This is a genomic window from Nostoc sp. C96, assembly GCF_059384975.1.
The window spans coordinates 2,350,499-2,364,289 of record NZ_CM182020.1; the positions used below are offsets into that span (position 1 = coordinate 2,350,499).

Sequence of the window (13,791 nt, forward strand, 5' to 3'; positions counted from 1 at the left end):
AGTAGCCAAAACTTGTTAATTAATGACCACAAATAATTAGTTATTTGACAAAGCGGGCGATGGGACTCGAACCCACGACGTTCACCTTGGGAAGGTGACATTCTACCACTGAATTACACCCGCAAATAGTTACTGTTAGCTAAGTTAGAGCTAACAGATATTATACCATATTGATTAGTTTTGGATTTCCGAGACAGATGTGTTGTTTGGCGATCGCACACCCCTAACTTCTCTTTCTTCCACAGGTGGTTTTTTGCCAAAACCGTAACGCAGTGTGTTTAAAAACCAAGTCTGGAAGTTGTCAATATAGCTAAATATTACTGGCACTACTACCAACGTCAGCAACGTAGAAGTTGTAAAACCGCCCATAATAGCAATTCCCATTGGTTGGCGCACTTCTGAACCTGCACCAATACCCAACGCTAACGGAAGCGTCCCAGCAATTGTGGCTAAGGAAGTCATCATAATGGGACGCAAGCGCGAAACTCCAGCTTCTATCAAGGCTTGGCGTTGCTTCTTGCCTTCCTGCATATTGATGATTGTGTAATCTACTAACAGAATCGAGTTTTTGGTAACAATTCCTAAAAGTAAAACGATACCAATCAAGGCGTAAATTCCCAAAGGTTTTTGGGCAACCATCAAGGCGACTAATGCACCACCTAAGCAAAACGGCAAGGCTGCCATAATTGATAAAGGATGTAGAAAGTTGTTATATAGCAGCACCAGAATTGCATAGATGCACATCACAGCGAGGGCTAATGCACCGCCGAAACGACCAAAAATTTCCTGCATAATTTTGGCACTACCAGAAGGTTGCTGCACAACTCCTGGTGGGAGGTTTTGCATCGCCGGTAATTGACTAACTGCTTTGACGGCTTCTCCTAAAGAAATACCTTGTAAGTTGGCTTCTACCGCCACTTGGCGGGCGCGGTCGTAGCGGTTGATGGTGGCGGGGCCACTACCAAAGCGGATATCTGCCACAGCGACGAGAGGAATTAAACTACCGTTTTGGCTAGGGATTTGGAGATTTTTAATCGTATTGATGTCTGCGCGGGCTGTGGGGTCGATTTGCACACGGATAGGGATTTGCCGATCGCTCAAGTTAAACTTAGCCAAGTTAGCATCATTATCACCAATAGTAGCTAAAGAAGCAGTTCTGGCGATCGCTTGTACTGTTACGCCCAAATCGGCGGCGCGTTGAGGATTAGGTATAACTAAAATTTCTGGTTTAACTAAACTGGCAGTAGAAGAGACTTCCACTAATCCAGGTAAGTTACGCATTTGTTTTTCTAAGTCATCCGCAGCTTGATTTAACGCTTGGGGATTTTCACTCCGCAATACAATCGATAAACCTTTGCGACTATCTCCCGGCCCTTGACTTTGAAAGCTAATTCTCGCCCCTGGTATTTCTTGAAATAATGGGCGGATTTGTTCTTCAAACTGTTTTTGCGAAATATGGCGTTCTTCCTTGGGTTTTAGCTGAATTGACAAGGTAGCTGAATTGATTTCTTCTGTGGCTAAAACCTTTTCTACAATTGGATTTTGTTTAATAATGTCCGTTGTTTGGGTAACTACTTTATTCACATCAGCCAAAGTAGAACCAGGGGGAACTTCAATCGTCACGTTAGAAATCCCTACATCACTATCATCGACAAAACCCTTGGGAATCAAGGGAACCAACATCAGACTAGCGATGAAAAATGCAATAGCGATCGCAATTGTAGTTAATCTATGGCGTAATGCCGTTTGTAATAAAGATTTATAAGGCTGAAACTGATTTTTTGTTGCTTGATTTGTGGTTTGACGATAAAAGATTTGACTTAATCTGTTTTTGGCGTGGGTGGCACTAGGTTGGGAATGCGCCTTCTCTTTTAATAGATACGCCCCCATCATCGGCGTAATCATCCGCGCTACCATTGTGGAAAAAATTGTCGACACGGCAACAGTCAGACCAAAGGGTTGGAAAAACTGCCCAGGAACACCACCCATAAACGCCACAGGCAGAAACACTGCAATAATCGTTGCCGAACTTGCCATCACAGCTAATCCCACTTCGTCAGAAGAGTCAAAAGCTGCTTCCCAAGGCGATTTCCCCATCGCTATATGCCGTTCCATATTTTCAATTTCCACCACGGCATCATCGACTAAATTGCCTACAGCCAAAGCCAAAGCCAACAAAGTCATATTATTGAGGGTATATCCCAACGCTTGCTGCACTGCAAAAGTCGGAATCATCGATAAAGGTAGGGCAACGGCAGTAATTAAAGTAGCTCGCCAGTCTCGCAAAAAGATTAAAATCACAATTACTGCCAACACCGAGGCTTGAATCAACTCATCAATGGTGCTTTGATAAGACTGGCGAATAATATCGGCTCTGGTAAAAATTAAATCTACCTTGACATCTGGGGGCAAAGTTTTTTGTAGTTCGGCAATTGCGGCTTTCACCCCTTGTTCTACACTCACAACCACACTGCCAGTACTTCGCAATACTTGAAAAGCTACCACAGGTTGATTATCTAAACGGGCAGTTTGTCGCACATCTGCATATTTATCTTCTACACTCCCCAAACTAGATAAAGGTACGGAACCCCCATTAGGCAGGAGAATTTCATAAGTTTGCAGCAAATTCACACTAGCTGCACTACCAAGGGTACGAATTGTTTGTTCACTACCGCCAACTTCGGCGCGTCCACCGGGTAAATTGATATTTAAAGCCCGAATTTGGTCGTTGACCTGGGTAGCGGTGATGCCTAAAGATTGTAAGCGTCCAGGGTCGAGGTTAATGCGGATTTCGCGGTCAACGCCACCGATACGTTTAACTTGTGCCACACCTTTAACCGCTAATAAAGCGCGGCTAATAGTTTGGTCGACAATGTTGCTGAGTTCTTCGACAGAACGTTGATCTGATTTGACGGCATAAAAAATAATTGGCCCACCAGCGAATTCTAAGCGTTGGACAATCGGGTCGTTAACATCTTGGGGAAGATTTTGGCGGATTTGAGCGATCGCATTTCTGACATCATTGGTGGCGCGATCGCTATTTGTGCCTAAAATAAAATTTATCGTGGTTGCAGATTTGCCATCACTCACCGTAGAAATCATATTATCGATGTTGCCCAACCCAGCGACAGCATCTTCAATTTTTTTCGTCACTTGCGATTCCAGTTCTGCTGGCCCTGCACCCGGTTGGGTAACAGTCACAGAAACCGCTGGCACATCAATGTTGGGGTTGGTGTCAATTCCCAAAGATATGAAAGATAACCAACCAACAACTGTCAAAATTAAAAATAAAACTATAGTGGGAACTGGTTTTTTAATTGACCAAGCCGAGATATTAAAAGACATCTGAAGTATAAAGTGTGAAGTATGAACTATGAAGTGTGAACTATGAAGTATGAACTATGAAATTTCATCCTCCTGCCTCTTGCCTTCTGCCTCCTGGACAAATAACTATTGACTAACTCTCACCCGATCGCCATCTTTGAGATAACCTGCACCATCAATGATGACGCGATCGCCTAATTGCAAACCATTTTTAATTTCTACGAGTTCGCTGTTAATTGGTTCGCCGACCTCAATTTTCTGACTACGAACTAGATCATCGCCGGAGAGGGTGAATATCATTGCACTACCATCAGCTTGGGGTTGCACTGCTTTTCGTGGTATTACCATTGCGATCGCTGTATTTGTCGTAATCGCCGCGCGGGCAAACATCCCTGGTCTGAGTAAATTGGTTAATGGTAAGTCAATTTTGACAGTTGCTTCTCGCCGTTTATCGTTCACTAGCGGTTGTATTTCTCTTACTCTGCCTTGCAACTGCACGCGACTATCAATATCTGAGGAAATTTCCACAGCCGCGCCTATTTCTACTTGTGGTAATTGAATTTCTGGAACATCTGCCTGAAGTTCTAATCTGCCATCCCGAATAATCGAAAATAGTTTTTGTGTTCCCCCAATCACAGTGCCAACTTGGGTTTGTGGCGGTATACCTGTCACATCACCAATTCTGGCTAATTTCTCCGCCACAATTCCCGAAATTGGAGCGCGAACTACAGTTTGTTTTAACTGTGTTTGTAATTGTATGGCCTTAGCTACGCTGCTACGCACATCAGCCTTAGCTTTGTAAATATTTGCTTCTGCACTACCTGTATTAGCTTGGGCGCTGAGAACATTAGCTTGAGCGCCACGAATGTTTTCTTCGGCAACACGTACAACTTCGACGGCTGTTTTAACTGTGTAGGCGCGAGTATCGAGTTCTTGCAGACTAATTGCCCCAGCAATTGCCAATTTGCGATAACGCAGATAATTCTTTTGAGCTTCTTCTAACTTAGCCTTGGCTTGTGCTAAATCGGCTTTTTTTTGCCGCACTATTGCCTGATAAGATTCTACAGTGGCTTCCTGAGAGACCATACTTGCCTGTCTAGAACCAACATCAGCTTGTTTAGATTCTATCTCGGCTCTGGCTCCACTCATTTGAGCTTGCAGCATAGAATCATCTAAAATTGCCAGAACTTGACCTTTTTTGACATAAGTACCTTCTTTAATATCTTCAGGAATGATTTTGACTTGCAAACCATTGGCTTGGGGTAGCACTGGAATTAAATCGCGGGCGGCGATTGTGCCTGTCGTATTGAATGTGCGAGACACACGCGTAGCTTCTACTGGGGCGACAGTCACCGTCATTACTGGATTAGCTTGAGGCGGGACTTTATCTGCCACAGCTTTTTGTTGACGTGGTGGCAATTGAGTTAACACCCCCAGACCGCCTAGGGCGCTCGCTATGCCTAAGCCAATACCTACAAACATCGGTGTTAGCCACGGGCGGGTTTGCGGCTTTGCCTGTTGTTCATCCGCTAGATTTTCTTCTCGCCTTAGTTCTGGCATACTTTCGTCACTCACGAGACGCACCTCCACTCTGGAAACACACAACTACTGGTTATTTTTAAGAAAGTTTGAGACTAATTACCATATATTAAATCTGACTTACATCTCAAAATTTGACTGTAATAATCCCCAATATGATAACCATGACACAAGTCATGTTTTTTATTAAAAATAAAAATAAAAATAAGTGATTATACGTAAATATTGTTCATCAATATGACAGGATATTTATCTCACTCAATAACTCTTGTTAGTGTCACACATCCTTTGTATGCAGATCACTTCATTGTGAGTATAAATATGGAAAACTAATGAACGTAGGATACGCCAAATTGCATCTGTTGGCAGTGAACTAAGAAACCATAGCCTATCATGTGATCAAGATTTCAAGGCAAGTAGCATTCACACCCTTATTTAAGTTAAAAAGGATCAAAATACCTGCAAACACTTACTTAAGCCTTGATGTTGGCATTCTTAATAACAAACAAGAGATATTTTTATCTGAACTGAGCAACCAAATATGTTCAACGCCACTGAAATTTTAATTGATGCTTTTGTCAAGCAAATTCGAGAAGGCTACAGTCGCACATACGGCTGCCTAAAAAATGATTATCAAGACATCATAGCCTGGGCTGGAAGTATGGCGTTGGAAAATATTGCCAATAGCGATGCCTTGTACCATAATGTCGAACACTCTATTTTAGTTACCTTAGTAGGGCAAGAAATTCTCCGTGGCAAACACATCCGCGAAGGTGGTGTTTCTAGTGAAGATTGGTTGCACTTTATTATCTCCTTGGTCTGTCATGATATTGGTTATGTCAAAGGAGTTTGCCGCCAAGACCAAGAAGCATCAGGCTTATATGCTACAGGTAAAAATGGCAGAATGATTTCCCTGCATCCTGGTGCTTCTGATGCCAGTCTGACACCTTATCATGTTGATCGAGCCAAGCTGTTCATTGATGAGCGTTTCGGTGGTCACAAGCTCATAGATGGTGAAGTTATTAAAAGTAATATTGAATGGACTCGCTTTCCCGTACCTAAAGCAGAAGATCATCAAGATACTGTTAACTTTGCTGGCTTAGTACGGGCTGCTGATTTAATTGGACAATTGAGTGACCCCCGTTACCTGAAGAAAATTACCTCGTTGTTCTACGAATTTGAAGAAACTGGGATGAATAAAGTCTTAGGCTATGAAACCCCAGCCGATTTACGCAAAAATTACGCCAAATTTTACTGGAATGGTGTGCATCCTTATATTAAGGATAGTCTGCGCTACTTATCGCTCACCCAACAAGGCAAACAAGTGATGGCGAATCTCTACTCGAATGTATTTGTTGTGGAACACGAAAAAAGTCAAGAAGAAAATCTGTACATGATTGAACAGTTACATGCTTAGTCAAGGGTCAACAGTCCAAAGTCCAAAGTCAAAATAAATAAAGTTTGACCTTTAACTATTGACTAATCACATTTAACCCTTGACTATTGACTATTGACTCTTGACTATTGACTAAAAACTATGAATTGGTGGCAAAGACTGAAGAAAAATCCTTTGGCGCGATTTGGAGCAATTTTGCTGTTAATTTTCTATGTAGCGGTGATTGCAGCAGATTTCGTTGCTCCTTACGACCCATATATTTCACAGCCAAATGGTTCACTGCTACCACCAACAAAAATTTATTGGGTTTCCCAGTCTTCTAAGAAATTTATCGGCCCGCATATTTACCCCACAACTCAAGGTAATACTGATATAAATACAGGCGATCGCCAATTAATTGTAGATTTTACTAAGCCCTCTCCTTTACGTTTATTTGTATCTGGGCCGCAATACCATCTATTACAGCTGAGTTTACCACTACCACCAAAATGGGATGAAGTCACCATTTTTCCGGGAATTCCCTTAAATTGGCATTTATTTGGTGCAGATAATGGCGTAAGATTAAACATTTTTGGCACTGATGATCAAGGACGCGACCAATTTAGTCGATTGCTACATGGCGGCCGCATTAGTTTGTTTATTGGGATTATCGGCGTAGTTTTTACTTTCCCTCTTGGTCTACTGCTGGGTGGGATTTCGGGCTATTTTGGTGGTTGGCTCGATAGTGTCATTATGCGTTTTGCAGAAGTTCTGATGACTTTCCCCAGTATTTATCTGTTGGTGACATTAGGTGCAGTTTTACCACCTGGCTTAAGTAGTACCCAGCGCTTTTTATTAATTGTTATTATTACTTCTGTTATTAGTTGGGCTGGTTTAGCTAGGGTAATTCGAGGACAAGTACTTTCTATTAAAGAACGGGAATTTGTTCAAGCTGCACGCGCAATGGGTGGAAATCCACTTTACATTATTGTTCGTCACGTTCTGCCGCAAACTGCTACTTATGTAATTATTTCTGCAACCTTATCAGTTCCTAGTTTTATTAGTGCTGAAGCAGTTTTAAGTTTGATTGGGTTAGGAATTCAACAGCCAGATCCTTCTTGGGGTAATATGCTTACCCTCGCCAGCAATGCTTCAATTTTGGTATTACAACCTTGGTTAATCTGGCCGCCAGCCGTACTAATTATTTTGACAGTATTAGCATTTAATTTACTAGGTGATGGCTTAAGAGATGCTCTAGATCCCCGCAGTTTACAAAGATAAGGGGAAGTGTGAAGTCTGAAGTATAAAGTGTCAAGTCTGAAGTATGAAATTTCGGCGTTGCATAATAGAGGGATGACTTGAGGGTATCTACTGTGCAATGTCCATACTGCGGATCTACGAAAATTCGTAAGAACGGAAAGCGAAGAAGTAAACAAAATCACATTTGCGTATCATGCGCTCGCCAATTTATTGATTTGTACGAGCCACCAAAAGGATATTCTGAGGAATTGAAACAAGAATGCTTAAAAATGTACCTTAACGGTATGGGTTTTCGTGGGATTGAACGAGTCAAAGGAGTACATCATACTACTATTATTTATTGGGTCAAACAATTGGGAGAGAAACTTCCGGACGTACCGAAAGAAGATGTAATTCCAGAAGTTGGAGAACTTGATGAATTAGAGACATTTGTTGGTTCAAAAAAAACAAAATTTGGTTATGGACAGCAGTAAATCACTTTACTCAAGGTATTTTAGCCTGGGTTTTGGGAGACCATAGTGCCGAAACTTTTGAGCCATTGTGGAAAATTGCTAAACAATGGAAAAGCTATTTTTATGTGACAGATGGCTGGAAAGTTTACCCAAGCTTTATTCCAGATGGAGACCAAATTGTCAGTAAAACATATATGACACGAGTTGAAAATGAAAACACTAGGCTTAGACATTATTTAGCACGCCTTCACCGAAAAACTTTATGCTATTCCAAGACAGAAGAAATGCTGAGATACTCGGTTAAATTATTACTTCATTATTTGAAGTATCAAACTGTACCTACATAAATCGATTCATCCCTTCATTCAGCAACGCCGAAATTTCATGCTTCAGGCTTTTGACTATTGACCATTGACAAATGACAAATGACAGAAACTTTGTCGTGTCATAATAATTCAAGCAATCCCCTTTAAAGAGATTGAAACCTAGAACAGAAAAGAACTACGTGCGATAAAATCATGCAGCCTGAACCGCAAGTCAACATCCTTTTGGTAGATGACAAACTAGAAAATTTGTTGGCATTAGAAGCAATTTTAGAAAGACTGGGAGAAAAGTTAGTAAAAGCCACTTCTGGAGCCGAAGCTTTGCGGTGTCTGCTGCATCAAGATTTTGCGGTAATTTTGCTGGATGTGCAAATGCCGGGAATGGATGGCTTTGAAACTGCCAACCTGATTCGTAGTCGAGAGCGATCGCTGCAAACTCCAATTATTTTTCTGACAGCCTTTAGCACTAGTGATCAAATGCTATTTAAAGGCTATGCTCTGGGCGCTGTTGATTATTTGCTTAAACCCATAGATACGAATATATTAATATCGAAAGTTACAGTCTTTGTTGAGCTATTTAAAAAAACTCAAGCCATTAAAGAACAAGCAACTCAACTAGCAGCTGTTAATGCAGAACTACGGCAAAGTGAAGAGCGATTTCGCTCCCTTAGCACTTGTTCTCCTGTAGGGATTTTTGAAATGGATACAGAGGGCAAATGTAGATATAGTAATCCTCACTATCAGGCAATTTGTGGTTTAAATACAGTAGAAAGTTTAGAAAAACAATGGCTAGAATTTGTCCATCCAGATGACCAAGAACGCGCGATCGCTAGTTGGAATAAATATCTTGATATAGGTAGCCAAAACTATTCGGAAGATTTTCAATTTCTCACAGCTAGTGGTGGACACCGCTGGGTACAGGTGCGTTCATCACGTATGGTTTCGGCTCAAGGGAAATTACTTGGTTATGTCGGAACTCTCGAAGACATCACCGAACGCAAGCAAGCTGAAGAAGTTCGCGCTCAAATCATTCGAGAACAAACAGCCAGACAAGAAGCAGAAGCCGCAAATCGGATGAAGGATGAGTTTCTGGCGGTGCTGTCTCATGAACTCCGCACGCCTTTGACTTCGATGTTAGGCTGGTCAAAAATTCTGCGTTCTAAAAAACTGGATGACAAAGCGACAGCTAAGGCTTTAGAAGCAATTGAACGCAATGCTACATCTCAAGTGCAATTAATTGAAGATATTTTAGATGTATCAAGGATCATTCGCGGTCAGCTAAAACTGAATTTATGTGCGGTGAACTTAAGTGCTGTGATGGAAGCAGCCCTAGAAGCAGTGCGCCCCTTAGCAGAAGCTAAACATATTCAAATCAACACAATTCTCGATTCTTCTATTGGTTCAGTTTGCGGTGATCCAGTACGGTTGCAGCAAGTAGTCTGGAATCTTTTAACTAATGCAATTAAGTTTACACCTAAAGATGGTAATGTTACAGTCCATCTAGAATTGATACAGCACAGAGATAAAGAGCCTGGTGGAGAATTCCCTTCAGAGGAAATTGTCATTTCTTCTGGCTTGTCTCCCATACGATTTTTTACCTCTGCTTATGCTCAAATTCAAGTAATTGATACAGGTATTGGTATCGAACCAAATTTTTTACCCAAAGTATTTGAAAGATTTCGCCAGGCAGACAGTACCACCACGCGATCGCACAATGGATTAGGCTTGGGACTAGCAATTGTCCGACATTTGGTAGAACTGCACAACGGGATAATTCTCGCAGACAGCCCAGGTAAAGGTCAGGGCGCAACTTTTACCTTGAGACTCCCATTAATGCCAAGCAACAGTCTTGATGGTAAAGCCGAAAATTCTCCTTCTTGTACAGCCGCTACTACACCCTTAGCTGGATTGAAAGTATTGGTTGTAGATGATGAAACCGATAGCCGAAATTTTTTAGCATTTATGTTTGAAGAGTATGGTGCAAATGCTATAGCTGTGGCATCAGTTGATACAGCATTGGCAATCATCGAACAAACAAAACCTGATATTCTGGTTAGCGACATCAGTATATCAGGCCAAGATAGTTATAATTTAATCCAAACAATCCGCGCTTTAGCACCCGAAAATGGTGGTAGCATTCCGGCGATCGCTCTAACTGCATTTTCCCGCGAAGAAGACCGCTTAAAAATTCTCGCAGCCGGATTTCAACATTACTTAACTAAACCGATTGACCCTGAGAATTTAATTAACGTAGTTACCAGCGTTTTAAAACTACCACCGTCTGTAGCAATTACTTAGCCCTAACTGAATCCATTTTGTATAGCAGAAGGCAGGAGGCAGGAGGCAGAAGGCAGGAGAAAAAGTCTTACTATACCTTGCATTCAAGCTTTCAAACTGTCCTAACATATCTGACTACCGCTATATATTAAAAGTAAACATAAACGTTTAGTTGACAGCAAACCTGCCATCGATCCACGTTAACGTTGCCTTAGTCTTGTTTAAGCGCTACCGCTGATGTCAGGAAAAATAAATTATGGGCGATCGCTATCACAACCCAAAAATTAACCCCAAGCGACATAAGGCAGTTTACCAGCCGTAGCGCGAATTTTCTCTGCATTAGCGACTAACTGACCACAAGCATCCCAACTACCAGAAACAAACATATTTCTGGAACCTTCACCCATGAAAACTGGTGCTGTAAAGTCACCCAGTTGCACTTGTAAAGTTTCTAAATTTACCGTTACTGTTGCTTGGGGATTAGCTGTTACTAGTTCTTGGAGTTTTTTTACAGTCGCTGCCTCAGCCGTGACACAAGGTACACCAATAGCCACGCAGTTACCCAAGAAGATTTCCGCAAAGCTTTCACCAATTAAAGCTTTAATACCCCATTTTGCGATCGCTTGCGGTGCGTGTTCTCGTGATGAACCGCAGCCAAAGTTACGGTTAACAATTAACACACTGGCATCCTGATATTGGGGTTGATCAAAGGGATGTTCACCTTTTAAAGCTGTGCGGTCATCGATAAAGGCATTTTCTCCCAAACCGTCGAAAGTAATAGCCTTTAAAAAACGAGCAGGAATAATCCTGTCTGTATCAATATCATCACCAACTAAAGGTATAGCTTGTCCAGATACTTGTTTAACTTCACTTACCATAATTTTCTTTGCGCCTTTGCGCCTTTGCGCGAGATAAAAAAGATGTGGTTTGCAAACGCAGAGTGTCGCTGAGGTAAACGCGGAGTTTGATATCTACAGCAAGTCACGTACATCAGAAACTTCGCCTTTAATGGCCGCAGTTGCTACCATAGCCGGACTCATCAGTAATGTGCGACCAGAGGATGAACCTTGTCTTCCTTTAAAGTTGCGGTTAGAAGAAGAAGCACTAATTTGTCTACCTTGGAGTTTGTCGGGGTTCATGGCTAAACACATAGAACATCCTGGTTCACGCCATTCAAAACCCGCTGCTTCAAAAATTTTGTCTAATCCTTCGGCTTCGGCGGCTTGTTTGACTCTTTCGGAACCTGGAACAACAAATGCCTTGACTCCTTCAGCAACGCGGCGACCTTGGGCAATTTTTGCGGCTTCTCTGAGGTCGCTGATTCTACCATTGGTGCAGCTACCAATAAAGCAGACATCAATTTTTGTACCTTTAATGGGTTGACCAGGTAACAAATCCATGTAGCGATAAGCTTCTTCAGCTACGAAGCGGTCTTCTTCCGCCAGTTCTTCGGGCTTGGGGATGAACTGATGAATACCGATACCTTGACCGGGGGTAATTCCCCAGGTGACAGTAGGGGGAATCTCGGCTGCATTGAATACAATTACATCATCATATTCTGCATTAGCATCACTCTTAATCGATTCCCACCAAGTTACTGCTTGATCCCAATCTGCACCTTTGGGGGCAAAGTCTCTATCTTTGAGGTAATCGTAGGTAACTTGATCAGGATTGACGTAACCGCATCTTGCACCACCTTCGATCGCCATATTACAGACTGTCATGCGTTCTTCCATGTTCATCTGTTCAAAGGTAGTCCCGGCAAATTCGTAGGCGTAACCGACACCACCTTTCACGCCGAGTGTGCGGATAACATGCAGAATCACATCTTTGGCATAAACACCAGGGTTAAGAGTGCCGTTAACTTCAATTTTACGGACTTTGAGTTTAGCGAGGGCGAGGGTTTGGGAGGCGAGAACGTCGCGGACTTGGCTGGTACCAATCCCAAAGGCGATCGCACCGAATGCACCATGACTCGATGTGTGGCTATCACCACAAGCGATCGTCATTCCTGGCTGGGTTAATCCTATTTCTGGGGCGATGACATGGACTATACCTTGATTGCCAGAACCAATATTATAAAAAGTTAAGTTATTTTCTTGACAGTTTTGTTCCAGGGCTTGAATCATTGCTTCTGCCACACTATCGGCAAAAGGACGCGCCTGATTATCTGTGGGAACAATGTGATCTACTGTAGCTACAGTGCGCTGAGGAAACAATACCTTGAGACCTCGTTCGCGTAACATCGCAAAGGCTTGAGGACTGGTAACTTCATGAATTAGATGCAGGCCGATAAATAGCTGTGTCAGCCCTGAAGGAAGTGTACCAACGGTGTGTAAGTCCCAAACTTTATCAAACAGGGTGCCTTTGCTCATAGGTCAATCGTTATTTAACGAGTCAGGACTTTTATGGTATCAAAAAAAGCGCCCGACAATTTTGGATTTTAGATTTTGCGAAAAGTTGAGCCAGTGCGTTGGACGGGTTCCCCGGCTTGTACCCCTATGGGGAAGCAAGCTACGCGTAGCGTCTCCGATTAGGAGAAGCAACTGGCGTTGCGTGCGGGGAGAACTTGCGTGCGCGGGTTCCCCGCGTTGAGCAAAGTTCGGGAGATTCCCCCATTGAGCAAACTTTTCAAGACGGATTTTGGATTTGGGAATAATCTATAGATCAATTTAAGATTTTCGATTGATTTCACAGATAAATCTAGGGCTGTTACTGTTAAAAAATCATTTTCTAGACTTTGGCGATTTCTCTGGCCTTTATAGGGAAATTTGTGTATTTACAAATGGCAAGCAAGAGTTTGATTTTAATTGGAGAAATTCATGCAAAATCTTTTTGAGGGAATTTTGCTTCACCATTTGAATGGCAATATTTACATCTAACCATTCTCGTTGTCTTTGTCCGGCTTCGGGATAATCTTCAGTTAACACTTCAACTAATAATAAATACATCTGCACTTGGTAGATTTTGCCGCGTTTGCGATATCTATAACTACCTACTGGATTGACATCTACTTGCCCAATGATACCTGCTTCTTCCCACGCTTCTTTAGCAGCAGAAGCAGGTGGACTCATCCCTTTGGCAATTCCGCCTTTAGGAATTACCCAGTTATTGCAATCGCGGGTTGTAATCAGTAAGATTTCGATGTTGTCGTTCTGCACTCTATAAGGAATGACTCCCGACTGCTGGAAGATTTTGCTGATTTTCTGATTCATGAACTTTTTGGATGAGTGTCATCATC

At 42.2% G+C, this 13,791-nt stretch carries 9 protein-coding genes and 1 tRNA gene; 4 read left to right on the forward strand and 6 right to left on the reverse strand.

From position 1 onward, the window contains the following. Positions 1 to 51: 51 nt before the first annotated feature. The 3 genes from AC504W_RS10245 to AC504W_RS10255 all read right to left on the reverse strand — a co-directional run bounded on the left by AC504W_RS10245 (position 52) and on the right by AC504W_RS10255 (position 4,899). Positions 52 to 123 (reverse strand) — tRNA-Gly (locus AC504W_RS10245). 51 nt (positions 124 to 174) lie between these two features. Then, a complete protein-coding gene (locus AC504W_RS10250) occupies positions 175 to 3,345 on the reverse strand; it encodes an efflux RND transporter permease subunit (RefSeq protein WP_494877639.1) in 3,171 nt (1,056 codons plus the stop codon). 105 nt (positions 3,346 to 3,450) lie between these two features. After that, on the reverse strand, positions 3,451 to 4,899 hold the full coding sequence (locus AC504W_RS10255; RefSeq protein WP_494877640.1) for an efflux RND transporter periplasmic adaptor subunit: 1,449 nt from the start codon (positions 4,897 to 4,899) through the stop codon (positions 3,451 to 3,453). 505 nt (positions 4,900 to 5,404) lie between these two features. Here AC504W_RS10255 and AC504W_RS10260 point away from each other — a divergent pair. From AC504W_RS10260 to AC504W_RS10275, 4 genes are all read left to right on the forward strand, one after another. Next, positions 5,405 to 6,280: an Npun_R2479 family HD domain-containing metalloprotein gene (locus tag AC504W_RS10260; RefSeq protein WP_096575525.1), complete on the forward strand. Its 876-nt coding sequence runs from the start codon at positions 5,405 to 5,407 to the stop codon at positions 6,278 to 6,280. Positions 6,281 to 6,400: 120 nt separating this feature from the next. After that, positions 6,401 to 7,519: an ABC transporter permease gene (locus AC504W_RS10265; RefSeq protein WP_494877641.1), complete on the forward strand. Its 1,119-nt coding sequence runs from the start codon at positions 6,401 to 6,403 to the stop codon at positions 7,517 to 7,519. Between the two features lie 92 nt (positions 7,520 to 7,611). Continuing rightward, positions 7,612 to 8,297 (forward strand): IS1 family transposase gene (locus tag AC504W_RS10270; protein ID WP_494873060.1). Its coding sequence is split into 2 segments (ribosomal slippage): positions 7,612 to 7,951 and positions 7,951 to 8,297, totalling 687 coding nucleotides; the frame shifts between segments, so codons are not numbered across the junction. 171 nt (positions 8,298 to 8,468) lie between these two features. Further along, positions 8,469 to 10,571 (forward strand): hybrid sensor histidine kinase/response regulator, encoded by a 2,103-nt coding sequence (locus tag AC504W_RS10275; RefSeq protein ID WP_494877642.1) that lies wholly within the window; start codon positions 8,469 to 8,471, stop codon positions 10,569 to 10,571. A 263-nt stretch (positions 10,572 to 10,834) separates the two neighbouring features. On the opposite strand, the gene leuD is transcribed toward AC504W_RS10275, so the two are convergent. From leuD to AC504W_RS10290, 3 genes are all read right to left on the reverse strand, one after another. Continuing rightward, positions 10,835 to 11,428 (reverse strand): 3-isopropylmalate dehydratase small subunit, encoded by a 594-nt coding sequence (gene leuD, locus AC504W_RS10280; protein ID WP_494877643.1) that lies wholly within the window; start codon positions 11,426 to 11,428, stop codon positions 10,835 to 10,837. Positions 11,429 to 11,521: 93 nt separating this feature from the next. Then, positions 11,522 to 12,925 carry a 3-isopropylmalate dehydratase large subunit gene (gene leuC, locus AC504W_RS10285; protein WP_494877644.1) on the reverse strand — a complete coding sequence of 468 codons (1,404 nt, stop codon included), beginning with the start codon at positions 12,923 to 12,925 and terminating at the stop codon, positions 11,522 to 11,524. Positions 12,926 to 13,309: 384 nt separating this feature from the next. Next, complete coding sequence (locus AC504W_RS10290; RefSeq protein ID WP_494877645.1) at positions 13,310 to 13,765, reverse strand: NUDIX hydrolase; 456 nt, start codon at positions 13,763 to 13,765, stop codon at positions 13,310 to 13,312. Between the last annotated feature and the right edge of the window lie 26 nt (positions 13,766 to 13,791).

Excerpts from the sequence above, each read along its gene's own strand:
- AC504W_RS10250 (WP_494877639.1), bottom strand. The coding sequence starts at position 3,345 with ATGTCTTTTAATATCTCGGCTTGGTCAATTAAAAAACCAGTTCCCACT.
- AC504W_RS10260 (WP_096575525.1), top strand. The coding sequence starts at position 5,405 with ATGTTCAACGCCACTGAAATTTTAATTGATGCTTTTGTCAAGCAAATT.
- AC504W_RS10265 (WP_494877641.1), top strand. The coding sequence starts at position 6,401 with ATGAATTGGTGGCAAAGACTGAAGAAAAATCCTTTGGCGCGATTTGGA.
- AC504W_RS10275 (WP_494877642.1), top strand. The coding sequence starts at position 8,469 with ATGCAGCCTGAACCGCAAGTCAACATCCTTTTGGTAGATGACAAACTA.
- leuD (WP_494877643.1), bottom strand. The coding sequence starts at position 11,428 with ATGGTAAGTGAAGTTAAACAAGTATCTGGACAAGCTATACCTTTAGTT.
- leuC (WP_494877644.1), bottom strand. The coding sequence starts at position 12,925 with ATGAGCAAAGGCACCCTGTTTGATAAAGTTTGGGACTTACACACCGTT.
- AC504W_RS10290 (WP_494877645.1), bottom strand. The coding sequence starts at position 13,765 with ATGAATCAGAAAATCAGCAAAATCTTCCAGCAGTCGGGAGTCATTCCT.